Below are 21,705 nucleotides of genomic sequence, written 5' to 3' on the forward strand. Positions count from 1 at the left end.
GCACTGTACGCGGGTGGACCCACGTGATACCCGTCAGAGGATGTGGCGAGCTCGCATCCCGTCGAACACCGGTGCCACCCGCACCACGTCACCGGTGGTGGGCGCATGCACCATTTGCCCGTTGCCCATGTAGATCGCCACGTGTCCCGGGCCCGCCGCGCCCCAGTTGCCGAACAGTAGATCGCCCGGCTGGGCGAGGGCCATCGGCACCTCGGTGCCCACGTTCCACTGCGTCTCCGACGTACGCGGCAGGGTGACCTTTCCGCCCGAGGCCTTGAACAGTGCGTAGGACGTCAGGCCCGAGCAGTCGAATCCGCCGCCGGACGGTCCGTTGATGTTTCCGCCGCCCCACACGTACGGCAGGCCCAGGTAATCCATCGCCAATTGCACTGCCCGCCCGCCCATTCCGGTGAGATCGAGCCCAGCGAACGGAGTGAGGATGGCCGCGAACTGGGCCTCAGTGGCCCGGATGCGCGCTACGTAGGGCTTGGTCTGAGTCTCGTAATCGACTGACCCCGAAGGCATTCCGCCCGAGCGCAACACTGCGCCCGCTCCGGCGTTGTATCCGGCGAGGGTCAGGTCCGTCGTGTCGCCCGAGACCTTGCCGTCGCGCTTCCAGCCGTCGACCTGTCCGTAGATGTCGCACAGCATCGTTCCCGACGCCATGACCGAGTCGCCGATGCTGTTGACGTCGACCACGCCGTTGCCGTCGTAGTCCTTGCCGTAGGTTGCCCAGGTTCCCGGCATGAACTGGCCGGGTCCCTGTGCGCCGGTGCTCGATACCGGAGCTGTCGGACCGTATCGAAATCCGTTCTCTGCGGCATAGAGCGCGGCGATCGTTGTGGCCTTGACGCCGCCGCAGATGTTGCCCGCCTTCTGCAACCACGGAACGAACGCGGTGATCGCTCCCACCGCACCCAAACCGATAGGACCGACATTGATGCCGGTGAACGTGATGGGTAGACCGGGGAACAGTGCTCGCCGAATGGCTTCGGCCGATGCCATGAACGCCGTCTGGGTCGCGATGTCGGCGGCGGTATACGTCCGGCCGGCGAATTGCAGGGCGCCGGTGGCGAGCCCGGCGACGGCGCTGGATGCCGCATTCGACGAAAAAACACTGCTCGACGAGAAGACACTGAAGGGAAGCGGGGCACCGGCAGTGATCGCAGCCTGTGTGACGGCTGCCCCTGCAGCTGGGGACACCGCCTCAGGCGCAGCAGTGTCGGCAGCGCCTGCAGCTGCGATAGCGTCCGGCGTCTCGATCTCGGCAACCGTGGGCATTTCCGGAAGCATCGGTTCGACGGCGGTGTGCAGTCCCTCGGCGGCGTCGTTCAGGGTTCGGTCTGCGACGTCGGCGGCGGGTTCGGGCATGGTGCCCATCAGGTCTGCCCATTGGTCGGACATCGTTTTGCCCTGGTCCTCGGCAGCGGCAGCGACCGCGGCTGCCTGATCCTTCACCGCCTGATTCTGCAGTGGAGCTGGGGCGTCCGTTCCGGCGACTGCGCCTGCGGCAGACACGATGACGGCAACGATGACTGCGAAGGGATCGCCTGCCATGCTTCGACTCCTGTTACTCGATCGTTCTTCCCCGAGCCAGGAGCTGTGATCAGACTCACCCGGGTGCTGCAACCATCATGCACGGTGCAGCCGATCGACTCATGAGTTTTGCGAAACTGTCAGAGCAGCGAAACTCAGAGCTGCGAAACTGTCAGAGCAACGAGGCCCAGTAGTCCGAGAACCGGATTCCGATGAGCGCGACGACGATTGCGTACCACACGGCGAGCAGCGTCCACCGCCATTCGAGGAAAAGACGGCCGACTGTGCCCGGGCGTTCGTCCGGATTACTGGAGCCGGTGCTGATCAGTCGGCTCAGAGCCAGTACGAACAGTGGCATCGTCACCGCCCACACCACCATGCAGTACGGGCACAGGGCACCGATCTCGTAGAGACTCTCGAAGATCAGCCAGTGCACGAACACTTCGCCGAGCAGCAGACCGGCACTGAGTCCGAGCCAGAACCAGTGCGGGAGTTCGACGCGGCCGAGCCACAGGATACCGGCGACGAGAGCGACGGAGAACGCCACGATTCCGAGGATTGGATTGGGAAATCCGAACAGCGCGGCTTGCTTCGTGACCATCACCGACCCGCACGAGAGCACCGGATTCAGGCTGCACGACGGAACGTAGGACGCGTCTTCGAGGAGCTTGAATCGTTCGACCGTCAGGGTCAGTGCGGCGAGGAGCCCCAGTGCGCTGAAGAGTGTGAAGACTGCAGCGCCGGCGCGAGTTCTCATGGTCGGTTACCGGTTGCTGCTCAGTTTCCGGCTGCCGCGGCGGCAGCGAGGATGTTCTCGGGTGTCGGGGTGGCGACGTCGGTGCCGTTGACGCGGACGCTCGGCGTTCCGTTGATGCCCTCGCCGATGACGGTCTGAGTCTGGGTGGTGACCCAGTCCGTGTAACTGCCGTCGGTGATGCACGACGCGGTGGCGGGGGAGTCGGCACCGGCTGCGGCAGCGATCTCGACGAGCTTGTCGTCGGGCAGACCGTTGCCGTTCTCGGCGGGCTGCTCGGCGAACATCGAGTTGTGCCAGTTCATCCAACTGTCCCGATCGTTCTCGGCGACGCAGATCGACGCACTCGCAGCACGGGTGGAGTACATCGTGCCGTTCGAGAAGCGATCGAGAATGGAGATGGGACGGTAATCGACGGCGACGTTGCCTGCGTCGGCCAGCTGCTGCAGAGTCGATCCGCTGACCGACTCGAATGCCTTGCAGGCCGGGCACTGGAAGTCCTCGACGACGCTGACGACAGTGGTGGCATCGGGGTTGCCGAAACGAATGGCACCGTTCGCGGTGAGCGACGTGGGCGTCAGCTGCGGGCCCGATGTGGAACTCGCGTCGGGAGATGCCTCACCCGACGTCGAATCCTTGTTGACGATGAACAGAGCAATGGCTGCAACGAGCGCGATGAGAACGACTGCGACGACGATCTGAATCAGCGTTCGACGATTCTTGTCGCCGTTCTGCATTGCCCGGATGTCCTTGGACGCTCTGCCGTCTCTCGATGCCTTGTTGCTGGTGTTCACGGCGACCAGTTTATGCAGGACAACCTGAGTGTCAGATGAGAGCAGTGTCGAACAAGTGCAGTATCAGATAAGAGCAGTATCAAATAAGAGCAGCGAGTCGTTCGATTGCGAATCGGTATCCGTCGATGCCGAGTCCGGCGATGACTCCGCTGGCGATCGGCGAGACGTAGGAGTGGTGCCGGAACTCCTCGCGGGCGTGCACGTTGGAGATGTGCACCTCGATGATCGGGACCTCGGGGATGACGAGTGCGTCACGCAGTGCCACCGACGTGTGGGTCAGTCCGCCGGGGTTGATGACGATGCCCGACGCCACCCCGCGTGCCTCGTGGATCCAGTCGATCAACTGTCCCTCGTGGTTGGACTGCTCTGCTTTCACGTCGAGTCCGTGTGTGGCGGCGGTCTTCTCGCACAGGGCGACGACGTCGGCGAGGGTGGCACGGCCGTACACCTCGGGCTGACGGGTGCCGAGCATGTTCAGGTTCGGACCGTTGAGCACCAGCACTTGCTTGGCCATGACGTCACTCGCTTTCCTGCTCTACGAACTACCGGGTCCGATCATTCCACAGCGTGGTTGACACAATTGCCCCGTGAGCATTGGGAAGACGGTGAGTACTGGCAAGACAGTCTGGGTGGTGTGGGGCATCGGTGTCTTCGCGTATGTCATCGGGGTGCTGCATCGAACGGCCTTCGGGGTCGCAGGGCTGAGCGCTGCGGACCGGTTCTCGATTTCCCCGTCTCTGTTGTCCTCGTTCGTGGTGCTGCAGGTGGTCGTGTACGCGGCGATGCAGATTCCGGCCGGAGTGCTGCTGGATCGGATCGGTTCGCGCAAGATGATCGCTGCCGGTGCGCTGATCATGGCGTCGGCGCAGATCACGTTGGCGCTCACCGAATCGCTGCCGGTCGCGGTGGCGGCGCGTGCGTTCGTGGGCATCGGCGACGCTCTGACGTTCATTTCGGTCCTGCGTCTGGTGCCGCGTTGGTTCTCGCCGCGGCGGGTGCCGATCGTGTCCCAGTTGACCGGGCTGCTGGGTCAGCTCGGGCAGGTGCTCTCGGCCGTGCCGTTTCTGATTCTGTTGAACGGGCCGGGGTGGACGTTCGCTTTCGGTAGCGCGGCGGCACTGGGTTTGCTCGCACTCGTCCTCTCGCTCGCTCTGATTCGAGATCGTCCCGACGACAGCACTGCTCCGGAACCGGAGCCGACGTCGTTGCGGCAGACGCTGGACTCCATCGGCGAGGTGTGGCGACGACCGGGAACCCGGCTCGGATTCTTCTCGCACATGGGGACCCAGTTCTCGATCACCACGTTCGCCTTGTTGTGGGGTGTGCCGTACATGACCACCGCTCAGGGATTGTCGGCGTCGACGGCCGGAGCGCTGCTGACGTTGTCGGTGCTGTCGGCGGTGGCGTCGGGCATCGTGCTCGGTTTGCTCACCGGGCGCTACCCGATGCGTCGGTCCTGGCTGGTGCTGGCGATCATGGTCAGCAACGCCACGATGTGGGCCATCGTGCTGTCGCTGCCCGGACCTGCGCCGCTGTGGCTGCTCGTTCTTCTCGTCGTGGTGATTTCCGTGGGTGGGCCCGGGTCGGTGATCGGATTCGACCTCGCCCGCACGTTCAATCCGAGTGCCAATCTGGGGACGGCTCAGGGGATGGTCAACATCGGCGGCTTCCTGGCATCGCTGTTGGTCATCGCGGCGATCGGGTGGATTCTCGACGCCATGGGCGGTTACAACTTCGACAGTTTCCGGGTCGCGATGCTGGTGCAGTTTCCCGTGTGGATCATCGCGATCATCGGGGTGCTGGCGACACGGCGCAAGACGCGCAAGGTGCTCGCGGCCGACGGCATCCACCCGCACACGATGCGCGAGGTCCGAGACCGGATGCGCCGCAAATAAACCTTTGCTTAGTCGGCTTTCTACGAGCATGCTGGTGGTCCGAATATCGTTGTAGGACACAAGCAAACGTTACGTAAAGGTGAAACAAAGAGATGGTAAGCGAGCCTGAAGCGACCGCCGAGCGTGAAGCGAGTGCGGTGAGTGGCGAGTACTCGCACCGCGAGATCATGACCATTCTGTCGGGCCTGATGATGGGTATGTTCCTGGCGGCTCTCGATCAGACCATCGTGTCCACGTCGGTACGTACTATCGCCGACGACCTGAACGGGTTCTCCGTTCTCGCCTGGGTGACAACGGCATATCTGATCACGTCCACTGTCTCGACCCCGCTGTACGGCAAGCTCTCCGATCTCTACGGGCGCAAGCCGTTCTTCATGACGGCCATCTCGATCTTCGTCGTCGGGTCCATGCTGTGCGGCATCGCGACATCGATGTACGAGCTCGCAGCTTTCCGGGCCGTGCAGGGTTTGGGTGCAGGTGGCCTGATGTCGATGGCGTTGGCGATCATCGGCGACATCGTGCCCCCGCGTGAGCGCGCCAAGTATCAGGGTTACTTCCTGGCGGTGTTCGGTACGTCCAGTGTGCTCGGGCCGGTCATCGGCGGTCTGCTGGCCGGACAGTCGTCCATTCTCGGCATCACCGGCTGGCGCTGGGTCTTCTACATCAACGTTCCGCTGGGCATCATCGCGCTCGTCGTCGTCTGGCGGGTCCTGAACCTGCCGGTCTACCGCCGCGAAGCCCGCGTCGACTGGTGGGGCGCAGTGCTTCTCAGCGTCGGGCTCGTGCCGCTGCTGATCATCGCCGAGCAGGGCCGCGTCTGGGGATGGAGTTCGCCGCGGGCACTGCTGTGCTTCGGAATCGGCATCGTGGGCGTCATCGCATTCGTTCTCGCCGAGATCAAGATGGGCGACGACGCCCTGATCCCCATGCGGTTCTTTCGAAACCCGTTGTTCTCGTTGTGTATTGCCGTCAGTGTCATCGCGGGCGCAGCCATGTTCGGCGGCATCTCGTTGCTGCCGCAGTACCTGCAGGTGGTCAAGGGTTCCTCGCCGACTCTCGCCGGTTATCAGACCTTGCCGCTCGTCGGCGCTTTGATGATCGCGTCCATCGTGTCGGGTTCGATCATCTCGAAGACGGGGCGGTACAAGATATTTCCGATCGTCGGCACTGCGCTGATGGCGATCGCCATGTTCACGTTCCACTACGTGCACGCCGACACTCCGTTGTGGCAGACCATGGTCGTGATGGGTGTGTTCGGTCTCGGTCTCGGTTCGATGATGCAGCCGCTCACGTTGGCCATCCAGAATGCGATGCCGCCCAAGGACATGGGCGTCTCCACCTCGGCGGCAACCTTTTTCCGTCAGATCGGTGCGACGGTCGGCGTGGCGGTGTTCCTGTCGATGCTGTTCACGCAGCTGACGCCCAAGACCGGCCATGCGTTGGTCGCCGCGAGTTCGACGCCCGCGTTCCAGCAGGCCGTGCAGAGCGCGGCCACCAGTGCCGATCCGTTGGAGTCCGGGTTCGCGAAGGCCATCGCCTCGGGTGATGCATCCGTTGCCGGTAGTGCCTTGCAGGACAGTTCGTTCATCCAGAAGCTCGATCCCGCGCTCGCCGAGCCGTTCCGCATCGGCTTCTCCGACGCGATGGACTACGTGTTCCTGGCCGTGTCGATCCTGATGCTCCTCGGATTCGTCCTGGTGCTCTTCCTCAAGGAGGTGCCGCTGCGCACGATGTCGGGTCTGGCGGCAGCTCAACAGGAACGCGACGAAGAGCGAGCGAACGACGTGGGCACGGGTCTACATTGATGGCGTGAATTCGGAGAACTGGGTTCGGCTCGGCTCGGTGGACACCTGGTACGCCGAGGTGGGCGACGGGGAACCGCTGGTCCTTCTCCATCCTGGGGGCGCTGATGCGCGAGCGCTGGATGTCACTGTCGCAGGGCTGTCCTCGGCGTTTCGGGTGCTCACCCCCGAACGTCGAGGGCATGGCCGCACCCCTGAAGTTTCCGGGCCTGGTCTCTCCTCCGAGTTGACGTTCTCGGACATGGTCGACGACACCGTTGCGTTCATCGAGCAGGTCGTCGGGCGACGGACGCGGTTGGCCGGGTGCAGCGACGGCGGTGTCGTAGCGCTACTGGTCGCACTGCAACGCCCGGATCTGGTGGATCGTCTCGCCTGCGTCGCGAGTGTCTTTCATCGCGATGGTTGGGGCGGCGGGCAGTCCGGACTCGGCGATGCCGACCGTAGCGATTTCGTACGCCGGCTCGACGATATGCACAGTGCAGATCCCGCACTGACTGCGAGCGATCTCGCCGCGTTGTCGGTGCGCACTCTGGTGATGATCGGTGACGACGACGAGGTGAGCATCGAGCATGCTGCCGAGTTCTACCGCAGTGTGCCGGTCGCCGAGCTGGCAATAGTCCCGGGTACCTCGCATGGTGTGTTGGTCGAGAAGCCCGCGTTGTCCAATGCGATATTGCTGGACTTCTTCACCCAGGATGCAGTGCAGACGTTCGCGCCCATTCGCCGAGCCTGATCCGTGGTCACGGTGTGTGACGCAGGCCGTCGAACAGGGCCTCCAATCCGCGATCGAGCTCGCGGGCACCGTCGTATGCGGTGATGAGTGGCGGCAGTACGGACATGATCGGGAAGTCCTCGATCGGGAGTCTGCGCAACGCGAGGCTGAGTCTGTCGACGGTCTCGTCCGGGTTGTCCGTCGTCTCCTGCGTTTCACTGAGCACGTGACCGCGGAGCATCGACATCAGCAACCGGTAGGCCGAGAGCGCCTCGGGGACAGTGAATCCCGCGGTGGCAAACAGGCTCAATATGCCTTCGAGTGACATCAGGGACCTGGTGGTGCCCAAACCCAGCGGAGTTGCTCGTGGCCGAGTCGCCAGCAAAACGGCCGCGCGCGGATGCGCCAAGGCGAGTTCGCGATAATGCCGGCCGAAGATCGTCAGCTGACGTCGCCAATCGGTGTCCGATCCGTCCACCGACACGAGGTCGCCGAGAATCGAATCGGCAACGGCGTCGAGTAGTGCTTCCTTGGTGGCGACGTACCGGTACACGGTCATGGGGTCGCGATCGATCGAGACGGCCAGGCTGCGGATGGTCAGGCTGTCGAGTCCGGTGTCGTCGATGATGGCGAGGGCGGCCGACACGACGAATTCGTGGTCGATTCTGTCCCGAGAGTTGTGGCTGCTGCGATCCGAGGGGGTCATCACATTGCTCCACCATTTTCGGTTATTCGGATAAGCGGCAAGCCGACGGCTTTCGGTTGATAAACAATCTTATTGTTCACCAACGCTTTTCGCTTGACCCCCGACCCTACACATGGTGTGCTGTAGTTCTACACCGTAGAGATACGGGGAAACTCGCTGTTGCGGAGTGGGCCACGAGCCTCCGCGCCCCCTCTACTCATGTCGCGCAGTTGAACAGCCAGCCGGCGACGCCACCGATATACGGACTCCGCGAGACCTCGACGCCCCTGGTGAATTCCAGTGACCATCGTCGACCGTCGCGGTACCTCTGCAGACACCATCGAATCTCGTCGGGGGAATCGATATCCCTAAAGCGTTGTGCGGCAACAAGCCTCGCACGCATCTCCTCGAGCAGATCGGTACACACCATGTACTCTCCGCAACATCGTCCTGCGCCGTCCACATCCAGACGCAAGGGCTCGGCGTTGATTCCCCTCGTCGGTACCGTCGCACTGGCCACCAGCGCGCTCATGCTGGTCAACGCCTCTTCGGCCGACGCTCAATCACCTGCTGTCGTCGTCCCCACCGTCGGTCTCGGTGCCGCAGATCCGTACGCAATTCTTGCCGGCTCCACCGTGACCGATGCGGGTGGATCTGTGATCAACGGCTCCGTGGGTGTGAGCCCAGGTGACGGGAACCCTTCGAGCGTCAGCGGCCTGCTGCAAGGCCAAATTACCAACGGCGTGATCGATGACAAGAACGAACGGGCCTTGAATGCGAGAGCTGCTCTGCAGGTTGCATATACCAACGCTGCCAACAGATCTGGTCCCGAACTGGTTCCAGTCGAGCTCGGGGGCACCACACGGTATGCCGGTCTGTACAAGGGCGACACGCTCGGATTGACCGGATCTCTGCCTCTGACGCTCGATGCGCAAGGCAATTCCGCTGCGGTCTTCATCTTCCAAGCCGGATCCACTCTCATCACGGGGTCGAACAGCAGTGTGTCGCTGATCAACGGGGCCAGTCCGTGCAACGTGTTCTGGCAGGTGGGAAGCTCGGCCACTCTCGGCACCGGCACCGATTTCGTCGGCACGGTCATGGCGCAGGCGTCGATCACCGCGACGACGGATGCCGATGTGCGGGGACGACTCCTGGCTTTGACCGGCGCAGTCACCCTCGACTCGAACACGATCAGCAACGCAGAGTGTGGGATCACCGAACCGCCGGTCACGACCACGAACCCTCCGGTCACGACCACGACGCCTCCGGTCACGACGACCACACCGCCGGCACCCACGACAACAACACCGGCACCCACGACAACGACGACCGCCCCGGGTGGTGGCGGCGGTACGCCGGGTGATGGTGGCGGAACGCCGGGTACACCAGGTGATGGTGGCGGTACGCCGCCGATCGTCATCGAAGTACCCCCGATCCCGGGTCTGCCGCCGATCCCCGGCATCACGCTTCCGCCGATTCCGGGTATCCCGAACGTGCCGGACAACCCGAACACGCCGGATCAGCCGAACACTCCGGACCAGCCGCGCACTCCGGACCAGCCGAACACCCCGGACCAGCCTCGGACTCCGGACCAGCCCAACACCCCGGACCAGCCGCGCACTCCGGATCAGCCGCGCACTCCCGATCAGCCGGGCGGCCCTGATCAGCCGGGTACATACAACCCCGGTGGCCAGATCACCCAGATTCCCAACGGTGGAGTCGAAACGGGCGATGGCAGCACCAGCGTGCGGCCGACCGCGGCGTCGATGACGTCGATGTGGGCTGTGCTGTTGGTACTCGCTGCAGGCGGGGTCTCCGCCTTGGCGCTCAGCCGTCGTCGACGCTGAGTAACACGTGAACACTGAGATCGATACTGCTGCAGAAGTTTCCCGCACTGTGACCCGTCACCGGGTTGCAGTGCGGGCTGCGGCAGCAGCCTGCCTGATGGTGGTCGCCCTCGTGTCCGGGTGTGCGACACCGGCCGATGAACCCGCTCCGACTGTAACTCCAGCAACGACATCGGCTGACGTTGTTGCTCAACCGAATTCGGTCCCTGCCCAGAGCGGTGGTTCGGCCGATGGTGTCGCATCTCCGCCCGAACGTATCGAGATCGACGCGATCGGTGTCGATTCCGATGTGATGGACCTCGGGTTGAATCCCGATGGAGCAATGGAGGTCCCGCCGGGCGGTTTTCCCGCAGGCTGGTACACCGGATCGCCGGTCCCCGGTCAGCTGGGACCGTCCATCGTTGCCGGCCACGTGGATTGGGCCGGTAGTCCGGGTGTGTTCTACCGACTCCGCGAACTGGAGCAGGGAGACGATGTGTCCGTCACTGCCGAGGATGGAAGTACGGTCCGGTTCGTCGTCAGCGCTGTGGAGCAGTATCCGAAGGATGCTTTCCCCACCCAGAAGGTGTACGGCGATCTCGACCACCCAGGGTTGCGTCTGATCACATGCGGTGGCCAATTCGATTCGGATGTCGCTAGTTACGAGGACAACATCGTCGTCTACGCGGATCGGGTCTGACGCTCTACCTTCCTAGCCCGGCTCGAGTTCGAGGTCGATGAATCTACCTGCTGTTCCGCGCCTTGGGGTCTGCGGTAGACGGTCGGTAGGTGGCCGCAATCGGCGAGCTGCGTGGTTGCAGGCACGGTGACGGCAGTGGTGCCGGCATTGGAGACCCAGAATTCGACGCCATCAGCAAGGATGACCGGAGTCCACAGGCCCGCGGTCTTCAGGCTGTGGTGATAGCGGCACAGGCAGACCCTCATGCCAGCTCGAATCGCTCCAGCACCACCTGAGTGTCGTCGTTCACCGTGAAATTGGGATCGCCCAGCTCCTCGCGGACTTCGGCCGACTGCCAGAATCTCTCGTGTCCGGCACGCCACTGCGCCACATCGGCGTATCCCTCACCCTCGTCGAGCGCATGCTGTAGCGGAACATCGCTCAGCGCAACGACATCGACGGCCGTGGTCTCGATGACCCCGACCACGGCACCCGTCGAATTCACCACCGCACCGCGTTCACCGACCCTCGGCAGCTCCTCGTCGGTGTACTGAGCCAACAGGCTTGCCGTGCTGGTCTTCGCTCCGGACAGCACGGCCGCAACCAGCGTGTCCCGTAGTGGGCCCGGGTAGGCGAACTCGACAATCGGCAGATCGGTCACTCACGCATCATATTTCGAGGTCTACCCACACCAGTCTGTGGTCCGACGGGTGCTCGGCCTGATCGGGCCAATACACCTGGAAGTCGCGAACGGTCAGATCGTCCGACGGTAGTACGTAGTCCACGCGAAGGTCGCCTGGCGTCGGATCAGCGAAATCAGCTGTGTCCGTTCCATGTCCATCGGACGTGGGTGCCGGATCTCGAACCCGCGGAAGATCCAGAACCTGTGCGATGGCACCGGCCACGGAGTCGCCGTCGACCGGATCGCTGTTCTGGTCGCCCATCACCACGAACGACGCTCCCTCGTCGAGTCCGCCTCGCACGCCGTTGTCGTCGTAGAGGTAGTCGGCACCGGAAATGTAATCGGCGCTCAACCGGATCTCGTCGTGATTGCGCTTACCGTTACGGTCCTCGGGTCCGTCGAAGGATGGGGGAGTGGGATGCGAAGCCAACACGTGCAGCGTCTTCCCGTTCACCTCGACGGGCACGTCCCAATGAGACTTGCTGGACAGTCGAAGCGCGTCTGCGTTCTCTCCGTAATAGTCGCGCGGTAACAGCGAGTTCGGCATGTCCTTCCACAGAAAGTTCTGGAACGTGCGTACCGAACCGGTGTCGATCGGGAACTTCGAGTACACCACCATGCCGTACTGACCGGGAAACTGTCCGAATCCCCAGGCGTCACCGGGGCCACCGAGTGCGCCGTCCCCGTCCAGGTCGAGTCCCGAGTCGACGCCGGTGTTCACCGGAGCAGTGAAGAAGAACGGGTACTGCCCGTCGAGGTAGTTCTCGTTGAAGAGGGTGGGGCCATCGGACCCCGAATAGTCGAACTCGTTGACCAGCAGAACATCCGGTGAGTTCGCGGAGATCACGTCGGCTACTGCGCGAGCCTGGGCGTTCTCCGCGCTCAGGTCGGTGACCAACTGTCCGGCCGCGGACCGATTGAGACTGGCGTTGAACGTCGCCACCCGGATGCTCGACGGTTCGTCGAGGGTCGGGTCTGCAGCAGACGGGTCCGTGGCGGAGCAGCCGGCAGCCATGAAGGCGAGGGTAACGGCGACGGCTACAAGTCTCGACGTTTTCACGTTTTCGACCGTAGAGACGGCAAGCGAACGTAAGGTTACGAATTAACAAGCAAGCGTGCTTGCTTTTTTCTCGTGCCTTTGTGAAGCTGGTCCCATGGCAGACCTCGACTCACTCGTCGGCGATCTCCGTGCCGAGGGTGACGACCTCGACGCGCTGGTGGCCGAGCTGGCACCCGAACGCTGGGCGGCACCTACTCCGGCGGCGGGCTGGACGATCGCACATCAGATCGCGCACCTGTCGTGGACGGATCACGTCGCGGAGCGAACCACATCCGCAGCGTCCGGTGATGCCGCGGCCGAGGAGGAGTTCGCCCGCACGCTGAAAAAGGCCTGGGAGAACCCCACCGGGTTCGTCGACGACGCCGCCGAGGAGGAAGCGAGCAATCCGGAACTGTTGAGCGCCTGGCGAACCCGCCGCCACGCCATGACGGACGCGCTGAAGCAGGTCCCGTCGGGCGTCAAGATCCAGTGGTTCGGGCCGCCCATGAGTGCCGCGTCCATGGCCACCGCCCGTCTCATGGAGACGTGGGCCCACGGACAGGATGTCGCCGATGCGCTGGGCGTGACCCGCGTGCCGACCGACCGAATCCGCGGAGTCGCACACATCGGCGTACGGACACGGGATTTCGCTTACGCCGTCAACGAGCAGACTCCGCCGGCGGAACCGTTCGGAGTCGAGCTCACCGCACCCTCGGGCGAAGTGTGGACGTGGGGTCCCGACGACGCAGAACAGCGTGTCACCGGATCTGCACTCGATTTCTGCCTTCTCGTCACTCAGCGCGCACACCGCGACGATCTGGACGTTCGAGCCGACGGGGCCGATGCCGCACACTGGCTCACCATCGCCCAAGCCTTCGCAGGCCCTCCCGGACAGGGACGAGACAAGGCAGGACGCGAGAAAGCATGACCGTACGTATAGGCAACTGCTCCGGTTTCTACGGAGATCGACTGTCCGCGATGCGGGAGATGCTCGAAGGAGGAGACCTCGATTACCTCACCGGTGACTACCTCGCCGAGCTGACCATGCTCATCCTCGGACGCGACCGAATGAAGGACGCGACCCGTGGCTACGCCAAAACCTTTCTGCGGCAGGCCGAGGACTGTCTCGGACTGGCACTCGACAAGGGCGTGAAGATCGTCGCCAATGCCGGCGGACTCAATCCGCGCGGACTGGTCGAGGCGTTGGAGAAGCTCGATTCCGGCGCGAAGATCGGCTACGTGGACGGCGACGACCTCCTCGGCAGGGCAGGCGAACTCGGCCTCGGGAGCCCGCTGACGGCAAACGCCTACCTCGGTGCGTGGGGAATCGTGGAATGCCTGAACTCCGGTGCCGACGTCGTCGTGACCGGTCGCGTCACCGACGCCAGTGTCATCGTCGGCCCCGCCGCCGCTCACTTCGGCTGGTCGACAACCGATTACGACGCATTGGCCGGCGCAGTAATCGCGGGCCACGTCATCGAGTGCGGTACTCAAGCGACCGGCGGCAACTACTCGTTCTTCACCGAGATCGCCGACATGTCCCGTCCCGGGTTCCCCATCGCCGAGATCGAAGCCGACGGATCCTCCGTCATCACCAAGCACGAGGGCACCGGCGGTGCCGTCAGTGTCGGTACCGTCACCGCGCAACTGCTGTACGAGATCACCGGTGGCCGATACGCGAACCCCGACGTCACCGCGCGCATCGACACGGCGGTCCTGGCGCAGGAGTCCAGCAACCGAGTATCGATCAGCGGGGTCACCGGAGAAGCGCCGCCGCCCACCTACAAGGTGTCGCTCAACGCACTCGGCGGCTTCCGCAACGAATTCACGATGGTGTTGACCGGCCTGGACATCGAGGCCAAAGCCGAACTGGCGCAACGGCAGTTCGAGTCGTGGTTGCCCGCCCGACCGACCGAGTTGGACTGGACTCTGGTGCGTACCGACAAGCCCGACGCCGAGACCGAGGAAACCGCAAGCGCGTTGCTGCGCTGCGTCGCCCGCGACAGTAACCCCGACGCGGTGGGACGCCAGTTCTCGGCTGTGGCGGTCGAACTCGCGCTCGCCAGCTACCCGGGCTTCTCGGTCACCGCACCGCCCGGAAACGGAGCCCCGTACGGGGTGTTCACCGCAGGTTTCGTCGACGCACACGACGTACCGCATACGGCCCACCTGGCCGACGGCACCGAACGCAGCATCGCACCCTCGGCGCAGACGCGAGTCCTGGAATCGCTGGTCGAACCGCAGCTGCCGGCACCGCGAGCCGCCGAGGACACCATCCGACTACCACTCGGCACCATCGCCGCGGCCCGCAGCGGCGACAAGGGCGGCAATGCCAACGTCGGGGTCTGGGTGCGCACCGATGACGAATTCGCCTGGCTGGTGCACGCATTGACGGTCGAGACCCTGAAGAAGATGTTGCCCGAGGCCGAAAAACTCACTGTCACTCGGCATGTACTTCCCAACCTGCGGGCGGTGAACTTCGTCATCGACGGCATTCTCGGCCAAGGCGTGGCGTCGCAGGCCAGATTCGATCCACAGGCCAAGGGACTCGGTGAATGGCTGAGGTCGCGGCACATCGACATCCCCGAAACACTCGTGTTCACAGGAGTGGAGCCTGCGGAACGACCCGACAAGAAAGCAGCACTCATATGAGCATCTGGACTACCCCGGAGCGTCAGCAGCTTCGCAAGACCGTTCGCAGTTTCGTCGAACAGGATATTGCGCCGCACATGAATCAGTGGGAGACCGAGGGTGAGATCCCGCGCGAGCTGCACAAGAAAGCGGCCTCTCTCGGTTTGCTCGGCGCAGGGTTTCCCGAGGACGTCGGCGGCGACGGCGGTGATCTCGCGGACGCGGTGCTGATCTGCGAGGAGATGCACCAGGCCGGCGCGTCGGGCGGACTGTTCGCTTCTCTGTTCACCTGTGGAATTGCGTTGCCGCACTTGGTTGCCGCGAGAGATCCTGAGCAGATCGACAAGTGGGTACGGCCGACGCTCGCGGGGGAGAAGATCGGCTCGCTCGCGATCACCGAGCCGGGCGGCGGCTCCGACGTGGGTCATCTGCGGACCAAGGCGGTCAGAGACGGCGACCATTACGTCGTCAACGGGTCGAAGACCTACATCACCTCGGGGTGCCGTGCGGACTTCGTCGTCACCGCGGTCCGGACGGGAGGCGAGGGTGCAGCCGGAGTGTCGCTCCTCGTCGTCGAAAGGGGCACACCGGGCTTCGAGGTCACCAGCAAGCTCGACAAGATGGGGTGGCGCGCCTCCGATACCGCCGAACTCTCCTTCGTCGACGCCCGGGTTCCGGTGGCCAACCTGGTCGGTGCCGAGAACAGTGGCTTCGTCCAGATCGCGCAGGCATTTCTCACCGAGCGTATCGCTCTCGCCGCTCAGGCCTACGCCAGCGCGCAGCGGTGCCTCGATCTGACGCTGCAGTGGGTCCGTGATCGCGAGACCTTCGGAAAGCCGCTCATCGCACGGCAATCCGTACAGAACACCGTCACCGAGATGGCGCGCAAGATCGACATCGCTCGCGTGTACACCCGCTCCCTCGTCGAGCGGTCCATGCAGGAGGACGGTGACTTCATCGCCGAGGTCTGCTTCGCCAAGAACACCGCCGTCGAGTCCGGGGAGTGGGTGGCCAATCAAGCCGTCCAACTCTTCGGCGGACTCGGGTACATGCGCGAGAGCGAGGTCGAACGGCAATACCGCGACATGCGCATCCTCGGTATCGGCGGCGGAACCACCGAAATTCTCACCGGCCTTGCCGCAAAACGATTGGGGTACCAGGCATGAGCGTGCTGAAGTCCACTCTCGACACCGCATCGGAGCAGTACACCGGTGCCACCGAAGCCATGCACACCAAACTGGCCGAGATCGACGCCGAACACGACAAGGCGCTACTCGGTGGCGGTCAGAAGTACGTCGATCGCCACAAGAAGCGTGGCAAGCTGCTCGCCCGTGAGCGCATCGAATTGTTGATCGACGAGGATTCCGCGTTTCTCGAACTGTGCCCACTTGCGGCGTGGGGCAGCGACTTTCCCGTCGGTGCCAGCACCGTCATGGGTATCGGTGTCGTGTGCGGGGTCGAATGTCTCATCGTGGCCAACGATCCCACGGTCCGCGGCGGGTCCAGCAACCCGTGGACCCTGAAGAAGGGGTTCCGCGGCAACGACATCGCCACCCAGAACCGACTGCCGGTGATCTCTCTCGTCGAGTCGGGCGGTGCCGACCTGCCCACGCAGAAAGAGGTGTTCATCCCCGGTGGGCGCATGTTCCGCGATCTGACGCAGCTCTCGGCGGCCGGTATTCCGACCATCGCCCTGGTGTTCGGCAACTCGACTGCGGGCGGTGCTTACGTTCCCGGCATGTCCGATCACGTCGTCATGATCAAGGAACGATCCAAGGTGTTCTTGGCCGGGCCGCCCCTGGTGAAGATGGCCACCGGTGAGGATTCGGACGACGAGTCACTCGGTGGAGCCGAGATGCACGCCCGGAAGTCCGGTCTCGCAGACTACTTCGCCGTCGACGAGCAGGACGCCATCCGCATCGGACGCAGCATCGTCTCCCGGTTGAATTGGAAGAAGAAGGGGCCCGAGCCACGCACCGAGGTCATCGAGCCACTCGCCGATCCCGAGGATCTGCTCGGCATCGTCCCCACCGATCTGAAGATCCCGTTCGATCCCCGTGAGGTCATCGCCCGCATCGTCGACGGTTCCGACTTCGACGAGTTCAAGCCGATGTACGGCGGCTCGCTCGTCACCGGTTGGGCAGAGTTGCACGGCTACCCGATCGGCATTCTGGCCAACGCACGCGGCGTGCTGTTCAGCGAGGAATCGCAGAAGGCGACGCAGTTCATCCAGCTCGCCAACCGGTCGAACACGCCACTGTTGTTCCTGCACAACACCACCGGCTACATGGTCGGCAAGGAATACGAGGAAGGCGGCATGATCAAGCACGGATCGATGATGATCAACGCCGTCTCCAACTCGAAGGTGCCGCACATCTCGATCCTGCTCGGGGCGTCCTACGGAGCCGGCCATTACGGCATGTGCGGCCGTGCTTTCGATCCGCGCTTCCTCTTCGCCTGGCCGTCCAGCAAATCCGCCGTCATGGGTGGCGCACAGCTGGCCGGCGTCATCTCCATCGTCGGACGCGCCGCCGCAGAAGCTCGCGGTCAAGCGTTCGACGCGGAGGCCGATGCCGGACTGCGCGCGATGATCGAGAATCAGATCGAGGCCGAATCGTTGCCGATGTTCCTGTCCGGACGCCTCTACGACGACGGCGTCATCGATCCCCGTGACACCCGCACGGTAGTGGGAATGTGCCTGTCGGCCATCGCCTCTGCCCCGATCGAAGGCACCGCGAACTTCGGTGTCTTCCGGATGTGATGCCCGCATGCTGAACAAAGTCCTCGTGGCCAATCGCGGCGAAATCGCCCGACGCGTCTTCACCACCTGCCGCGCGGAGGGCATCGATACCGTCGCGGTCTTCTCCGACGCCGACGCGGCATCTCCCCATGTGCGTGAGGCGGACTCCGCTGTGCGTCTGCCTGGGCAGAGCCCGTCCGAGACCTACTTGCGCGGAGAATTGATCATCGCCGCCGCGGTGCAGGCCGGAGCCGACGCGGTGCATCCGGGATACGGATTCCTCTCCGAGAACGCCGAATTCGCCCGGCAGGTACTCGACGCCGGGTTGACCTGGATCGGACCGCCCGTCAAGGCCATCGAATCGATGGGCTCGAAGGTCGAGTCCAAGAAGATGATGGCCGACGCCGGAGTGCCGGTGTTGACTCGACTCGATCCCGAGTCGGTCACCGAGAACGAGCTACCGGTACTGATCAAGGCCTCCGCGGGCGGCGGCGGTCGGGGGATGCGCATCGTCCGCAGTCTCGACGCAGTGCAGTCGGAGCTCGAGGCAGCCGGACGAGAAGCCCTGTCGGCCTTCGGCGATGGAACGGTGTTCATCGAGCGGTACATCGAAACCGGACGGCACATCGAAGTTCAGGTCATGGCCGATCGATTCGGCACGGTGTGGACGGTGGGCGAGCGTGAATGCTCGATCCAACGCAGGCACCAGAAGGTCGTCGAGGAAGCTCCGTCGCCGCTCGTCGAACGCATCGACGGCATGCGCGAGAAGCTGTTCGAGGCAGCCACACTGGCATCCGAGGCCATCGGCTACGAGGGTGCAGGGACCGTCGAATTCCTCGCCGACGAAAAGGGAAATTTCTTCTTCCTCGAGATGAACACCCGCTTGCAGGTGGAGCATCCGGTCACCGAATGCACGACGGGTCTGGATCTCGTTGCGCTGCAGATCCAGGTTGCGGCGGGGGAGCGGCTACCGGCCGAACAGCCCACGACACGGGGACACTCGATCGAGGTTCGGCTGTACGCCGAGGATCCGGCTCAGGACTGGCAGCCGCAGAGCGGTGCCGTGCACCGATTCGAGATCCCCGGTGCGAAGTTCGAGGTGTCGGACAAAGCTGGATACATCAGAGTCGATTCCGGCGTCGAGACGGGCAGCGTGGTGGGAACGCAGTACGACCCCATGCTCGCCAAGGTGATCTCCTTCGCCCCGACGCGGGACCGAGCGGCGACTCTGTTGGCGAAAGCGCTGCAGAACGCCACCATTCACGGTCTGAAGACCAATCGCGATCTGCTGGTGAACATTCTGCGCCATCCGGCGTTCCTGGCGGGCGACACCGATACTGCCTTCTTCGACACGCACGGCCTCGATGTCCTGGCTCAGCCGATTGCACAGGGCGGGGCCGAGGAACTGTCGGCGCTCGCGGCTGCCTTGGCCGACGCGGCGAGCAACGTCTCGCGAGCTCGGGTGAACCGGGGTCTACCCGGCGGCTGGCGCAATCTCCGGTCGCAACCGCAGCGCAAGACGTACAACGACATCACCGTCGAATACTCGATCGGACGCAGCGGACTCACTTCCTCGGTGGAGGGTGTCGAACTGGTGGGGCACACACCGACCTCGGTGACGCTCGACGACAACGGTATTCGTCGTATCTTCGCAGTGAGCACCTACGGGTCCGACGTGTTCGTGGATTCTTCCCTGGGCCCCGTCCGATTGGTTCGAGCACCGAGGTTCACCGACCCCACCGACGAGGTGGCGGCCGGATCACTGCTTGCGCCGATGCCGGGCAGCGTCATCAGAATTGCTGCTGCGCAGGGAGATACCGTCACCGCAGGCCAGCCCATTCTGTGGCTGGAGGCGATGAAGATGGAGCACACCGTGACTGCACCCGCCGATGGTGTGCTCACCGAACTGAACGTGCAGCAGGGTCAGCAAGTCGAGGTAGGACAGGTCTTGGCAGTAGTCACCGACACGCCAGTAGTCACCGATAACGGAGTGGAGCAACCATGAGTTTCATCGAAACCGAAGAGCAGAAGGGTCTGCGCAACGCAGTCTCGTCACTGGGCAAGCGCTACAACTACATCGATTACGTGCTGCCCAAGGCGCGTAAAGGTGAGCCACTGACCGAACTGTGGAACGAGGCGGGCAAGCTCGGCTTCCTCGGGGTCAATCTGCCCGAGGAATACGGCGGCGGCGGCGCAGGCATCTACGAACTCGCGCTCGTGCAGGAGGAGTTGGCCGCGCACGGTGCCGGTCTGCTGCTCGTCGTCGTCAGTCCGGCCATCTGCGGCACCATCATCGGCAAGTACGGCACGGCAGACCAGAAGCAGGAGTGGCTCACCGCTCTCGCCGACGGTTCCAAGATCATGGTCTTCGGCATCACCGAGCCCGACGCCGGATCGAACTCGCACCAGATCACCACCACGGCGCGTCGCGACGGTGACGAATGGATCTTGAAGGGCAACAAGATCTATATCTCGGGCGTGGATCAGGCCGACGCCGTGTTGATCGTTGCGCGGACCGAGGATTCCAAGACCGGCAAGCTCAAGCCGGCGCTGTTCATCGTGCCTACCGACGCTCCGGGACTGCAGAAGACGCAGATGGAGATGGACATCGTCGAGCCCGATCATCAGTTCGTGCTGTTCCTCGACGACGTCCGGTTGCCCGCCGAGGCGCTCGTCGGTGAGGCCGACGCTGCCCTGATGCAGCTGTTCGCCGGCTTGAACCCCGAGCGCATTCTCGGTGCCGCGATGGCTGTCGGTATGGGTCGCTACGCGCTGGACGCGGCGGTGAAATACGCCAACGAGCGGACGGTCTGGAAGACGCCGATCGGCGCTCACCAGGGTTTGGCGCACCCGTTGGCGCAGTGCAAGATCGAGCTGGAGTTGGCGAAATTGATGATGCAGAAGGCCGCGGGGCTCTATGACTCCGGCGACGATTTCGGAGCGGCAGAGGCCGCGAACATGGCGAAATATGCTGCTGCCGAGGCCAGTATCAAGGCACTCGATCAGGCGATCCAAACCCACGGTGGTGCCGGGTTGAGCAGTGAATACGGATTGGCTGCGATGCTCGGAGCCGCCCGTATTGCCCGCGTTGCTCCGGTGAGCCGGGAGATGATCCTGAACTTCGTGAGCCAGCACTCGCTCGGCCTGCCGAGAAGCTACTGATGGCCGTTCTCGTCGAGTCGGGCAAGGACACAGCGTATTTGACGTTGGATTCGCCGCAGAACCGAAACGCGCTGTCGTCGGTGTTGGTCGAGGAGCTGACAGCGGGCCTCATCGCTGCGGCGCACGACGACGACATCAGAACGATCGTGCTCGGTCACACCGGTACGACGTTCTGCGCCGGTGCAGATCTCCGGGAAGCCGGGGCGTCGCCGGAGCTTCGGACTCGGCAGATGCTGGATCTGATGCGGCTGATCATCGACACCCCGAAACCCGTCGTCGTACAGATCGATGGTCATGTGCGGGCAGGCGGGATGGGGCTCGTGGCGGCGTGCGACGTCGCCATTGCCGGACCGGAAAGCTCGTTCGCGCTGACCGAGGTTCGCCTCGGACTGGCGGCGTCGGTCATCTCCGTCGCCGTGTTGCCGCGACTGTCGTCCCGGGCGGCGAGTCGATATTTCCTCACCGGCGAGACGTTCGACGGTGCCACGGCCCAGGAGATCGGGCTGGTCACCGTGGCCGACGCCGTTCCCGCGGCCGCGGTGGCCGACTACATGATCATGTTCAGGAAGTGCTCGCCGCAGGGCTTGGCCGAGTCCAAACAGCTCACCACCGCTGCGATCCGGCGCGAGATCGACGAGCGCGGAACGGCCGTCGCCGAGCAATCGGCCAGGTTGTTTGCATCGGAGGAGGCCCGAGAGGGGATGATGTCCTTTCTGGAGAAGAGGCCGCCGTCCTGGGCTGCCGAAAAGTAGGTCGAGAAGGAGCAGG

General features: G+C 63.9%; 19 protein-coding genes. 12 read left to right on the plus strand and 7 right to left on the minus strand.

Features of this window, described 5'->3' with window-relative positions; genetic code table 11:
- Positions 1 to 33 precede the first annotated feature (33 nt).
- The 4 genes from CH268_RS20550 to aroQ form a co-directional block, all read right to left on the minus strand.
- Positions 34 to 1,557, minus strand: coding sequence for a C40 family peptidase (locus tag CH268_RS20550; protein ID WP_094665745.1), 1,524 nt, complete (start codon positions 1,555 to 1,557; stop codon positions 34 to 36).
- A 151-nt stretch (positions 1,558 to 1,708) separates the two neighbouring features.
- Positions 1,709 to 2,293, minus strand: coding sequence for a vitamin K epoxide reductase family protein (locus CH268_RS20555; protein ID WP_094665746.1), 585 nt, complete (start codon positions 2,291 to 2,293; stop codon positions 1,709 to 1,711).
- A gap of 20 nt (positions 2,294 to 2,313) precedes the next feature.
- A complete protein-coding gene (locus tag CH268_RS20560; RefSeq protein ID WP_027498181.1) occupies positions 2,314 to 3,084 on the minus strand; it encodes a DsbA family protein in 771 nt (256 codons plus the stop codon).
- Positions 3,085 to 3,163: 79 nt separating this feature from the next.
- Entirely contained in the window at positions 3,164 to 3,598 is a 435-nt protein-coding gene (aroQ, locus tag CH268_RS20565) for a type II 3-dehydroquinate dehydratase (RefSeq protein ID WP_032365301.1), read from the minus strand.
- Between the two features lie 79 nt (positions 3,599 to 3,677).
- On the opposite strand from aroQ, the gene CH268_RS20570 reads away from it, so the two are divergent.
- The 3 genes from CH268_RS20570 (at position 3,678) to CH268_RS20580 (ending at position 7,514) form a co-directional block, all read left to right on the plus strand.
- Positions 3,678 to 4,979 carry an MFS transporter gene (locus CH268_RS20570; protein WP_441346992.1) on the plus strand — a complete coding sequence of 434 codons (1,302 nt, stop codon included), beginning with the start codon at positions 3,678 to 3,680 and terminating at the stop codon, positions 4,977 to 4,979.
- A 92-nt stretch (positions 4,980 to 5,071) separates the two neighbouring features.
- On the plus strand, positions 5,072 to 6,784 hold the full coding sequence (locus CH268_RS20575) for an MDR family MFS transporter (protein ID WP_048316106.1): 1,713 nt from the start codon (positions 5,072 to 5,074) through the stop codon (positions 6,782 to 6,784).
- Positions 6,785 to 6,788: 4 nt separating this feature from the next.
- Positions 6,789 to 7,514: an alpha/beta fold hydrolase gene (locus tag CH268_RS20580; RefSeq protein WP_053068619.1), complete on the plus strand. Its 726-nt coding sequence runs from the start codon at positions 6,789 to 6,791 to the stop codon at positions 7,512 to 7,514.
- A gap of 7 nt (positions 7,515 to 7,521) precedes the next feature.
- Here the strand turns inward: CH268_RS20580 and CH268_RS20585 are convergent, their stop codons facing one another.
- Positions 7,522 to 8,199 (minus strand): TetR/AcrR family transcriptional regulator C-terminal domain-containing protein, encoded by a 678-nt coding sequence (locus CH268_RS20585; RefSeq protein ID WP_048316104.1) that lies wholly within the window; start codon positions 8,197 to 8,199, stop codon positions 7,522 to 7,524.
- Positions 8,200 to 8,606: 407 nt separating this feature from the next.
- On the opposite strand from CH268_RS20585, the gene CH268_RS20595 reads away from it, so the two are divergent.
- Both CH268_RS20595 and CH268_RS20600 read left to right on the plus strand, forming a co-directional pair.
- Positions 8,607 to 10,025, plus strand: coding sequence for an ice-binding family protein (locus CH268_RS20595; protein WP_094665747.1), 1,419 nt, complete (start codon positions 8,607 to 8,609; stop codon positions 10,023 to 10,025).
- 97 nt (positions 10,026 to 10,122) lie between these two features.
- On the plus strand, positions 10,123 to 10,704 hold the full coding sequence (locus CH268_RS20600; RefSeq protein ID WP_094665779.1) for a class F sortase: 582 nt from the start codon (positions 10,123 to 10,125) through the stop codon (positions 10,702 to 10,704).
- Between the two features lie 241 nt (positions 10,705 to 10,945).
- On the opposite strand, the gene CH268_RS20610 is transcribed toward CH268_RS20600, so the two are convergent.
- Both CH268_RS20610 and CH268_RS20615 read right to left on the minus strand, forming a co-directional pair.
- Positions 10,946 to 11,344 carry an ASCH domain-containing protein gene (locus CH268_RS20610; protein ID WP_094665749.1) on the minus strand — a complete coding sequence of 133 codons (399 nt, stop codon included), beginning with the start codon at positions 11,342 to 11,344 and terminating at the stop codon, positions 10,946 to 10,948.
- A 7-nt stretch (positions 11,345 to 11,351) separates the two neighbouring features.
- Positions 11,352 to 12,425 carry an endonuclease/exonuclease/phosphatase family protein gene (locus tag CH268_RS20615; RefSeq protein ID WP_094665750.1) on the minus strand — a complete coding sequence of 358 codons (1,074 nt, stop codon included), beginning with the start codon at positions 12,423 to 12,425 and terminating at the stop codon, positions 11,352 to 11,354.
- A 94-nt stretch (positions 12,426 to 12,519) separates the two neighbouring features.
- Here CH268_RS20615 and CH268_RS20620 point away from each other — a divergent pair, with 94 nt between their 5' ends.
- From CH268_RS20620 to CH268_RS20650, 7 genes are read left to right on the plus strand one after another with little or no spacing between them, the layout of a single operon-like run.
- A complete protein-coding gene (locus CH268_RS20620; RefSeq protein WP_094665751.1) occupies positions 12,520 to 13,332 on the plus strand; it encodes a TIGR03084 family metal-binding protein in 813 nt (270 codons plus the stop codon).
- Positions 13,329 to 15,056, plus strand: a complete 1,728-nt coding sequence (locus tag CH268_RS20625) for an acyclic terpene utilization AtuA family protein (protein ID WP_094665752.1) — start codon at positions 13,329 to 13,331, stop codon at positions 15,054 to 15,056. The genes CH268_RS20620 and CH268_RS20625 overlap by 4 nt, the downstream gene beginning before the upstream one ends.
- Complete coding sequence (locus CH268_RS20630; RefSeq protein ID WP_094665753.1) at positions 15,053 to 16,201, plus strand: acyl-CoA dehydrogenase family protein; 1,149 nt, start codon at positions 15,053 to 15,055, stop codon at positions 16,199 to 16,201. Before CH268_RS20625 ends, CH268_RS20630 begins: the two co-directional genes overlap by 4 nt.
- Positions 16,198 to 17,796, plus strand: coding sequence for an acyl-CoA carboxylase subunit beta (locus CH268_RS20635; protein WP_027498168.1), 1,599 nt, complete (start codon positions 16,198 to 16,200; stop codon positions 17,794 to 17,796). Before CH268_RS20630 ends, CH268_RS20635 begins: the two co-directional genes overlap by 4 nt.
- A 7-nt stretch (positions 17,797 to 17,803) precedes the next feature.
- On the plus strand, positions 17,804 to 19,780 hold the full coding sequence (locus CH268_RS20640) for an acetyl/propionyl/methylcrotonyl-CoA carboxylase subunit alpha (RefSeq protein ID WP_094665754.1): 1,977 nt from the start codon (positions 17,804 to 17,806) through the stop codon (positions 19,778 to 19,780).
- The gene (locus tag CH268_RS20645) at positions 19,777 to 20,937 is read left to right on the plus strand and encodes an acyl-CoA dehydrogenase family protein (protein WP_094665755.1); all 1,161 of its coding nucleotides are present in this window, start codon (positions 19,777 to 19,779) and stop codon (positions 20,935 to 20,937) included. The genes CH268_RS20640 and CH268_RS20645 overlap by 4 nt, the downstream gene beginning before the upstream one ends.
- Positions 20,937 to 21,689 (plus strand): enoyl-CoA hydratase family protein, encoded by a 753-nt coding sequence (locus tag CH268_RS20650; protein WP_032375412.1) that lies wholly within the window; start codon positions 20,937 to 20,939, stop codon positions 21,687 to 21,689. Before CH268_RS20645 ends, CH268_RS20650 begins: the two co-directional genes overlap by 1 nt.
- Positions 21,690 to 21,705: the final 16 nt, after the last annotated feature.

Source organism: Rhodococcus sp. 06-1460-1B (assembly GCF_002258475.1).
In the GTDB taxonomy this organism is placed as follows: Bacteria; Actinomycetota; Actinomycetes; order Mycobacteriales; family Mycobacteriaceae; genus Rhodococcoides; species Rhodococcoides fascians.

Coding starts and splice junctions, on each gene's coding strand:
- CH268_RS20600 (WP_094665779.1), top strand. CDS start 10,123: ATGGTGGTCGCCCTCGTGTCCGGGTGTGCGACACCGGCCGATGAACCC.
- CH268_RS20575 (WP_048316106.1), top strand. CDS start 5,072: ATGGTAAGCGAGCCTGAAGCGACCGCCGAGCGTGAAGCGAGTGCGGTG.
- CH268_RS20585 (WP_048316104.1), bottom strand. CDS start 8,199: ATGACCCCCTCGGATCGCAGCAGCCACAACTCTCGGGACAGAATCGAC.
- CH268_RS20555 (WP_094665746.1), bottom strand. CDS start 2,293: ATGAGAACTCGCGCCGGCGCTGCAGTCTTCACACTCTTCAGCGCACTG.
- CH268_RS20645 (WP_094665755.1), top strand. CDS start 19,777: ATGAGTTTCATCGAAACCGAAGAGCAGAAGGGTCTGCGCAACGCAGTC.
- CH268_RS20635 (WP_027498168.1), top strand. CDS start 16,198: ATGAGCGTGCTGAAGTCCACTCTCGACACCGCATCGGAGCAGTACACC.
- CH268_RS20625 (WP_094665752.1), top strand. CDS start 13,329: ATGACCGTACGTATAGGCAACTGCTCCGGTTTCTACGGAGATCGACTG.
- CH268_RS20650 (WP_032375412.1), top strand. CDS start 20,937: ATGGCCGTTCTCGTCGAGTCGGGCAAGGACACAGCGTATTTGACGTTG.
- CH268_RS20620 (WP_094665751.1), top strand. CDS start 12,520: ATGGCAGACCTCGACTCACTCGTCGGCGATCTCCGTGCCGAGGGTGAC.
- CH268_RS20630 (WP_094665753.1), top strand. CDS start 15,053: ATGAGCATCTGGACTACCCCGGAGCGTCAGCAGCTTCGCAAGACCGTT.
- CH268_RS20595 (WP_094665747.1), top strand. CDS start 8,607: ATGTACTCTCCGCAACATCGTCCTGCGCCGTCCACATCCAGACGCAAG.
- CH268_RS20550 (WP_094665745.1), bottom strand. CDS start 1,557: ATGGCAGGCGATCCCTTCGCAGTCATCGTTGCCGTCATCGTGTCTGCC.
- CH268_RS20640 (WP_094665754.1), top strand. CDS start 17,804: ATGCTGAACAAAGTCCTCGTGGCCAATCGCGGCGAAATCGCCCGACGC.
- aroQ (WP_032365301.1), bottom strand. CDS start 3,598: ATGGCCAAGCAAGTGCTGGTGCTCAACGGTCCGAACCTGAACATGCTC.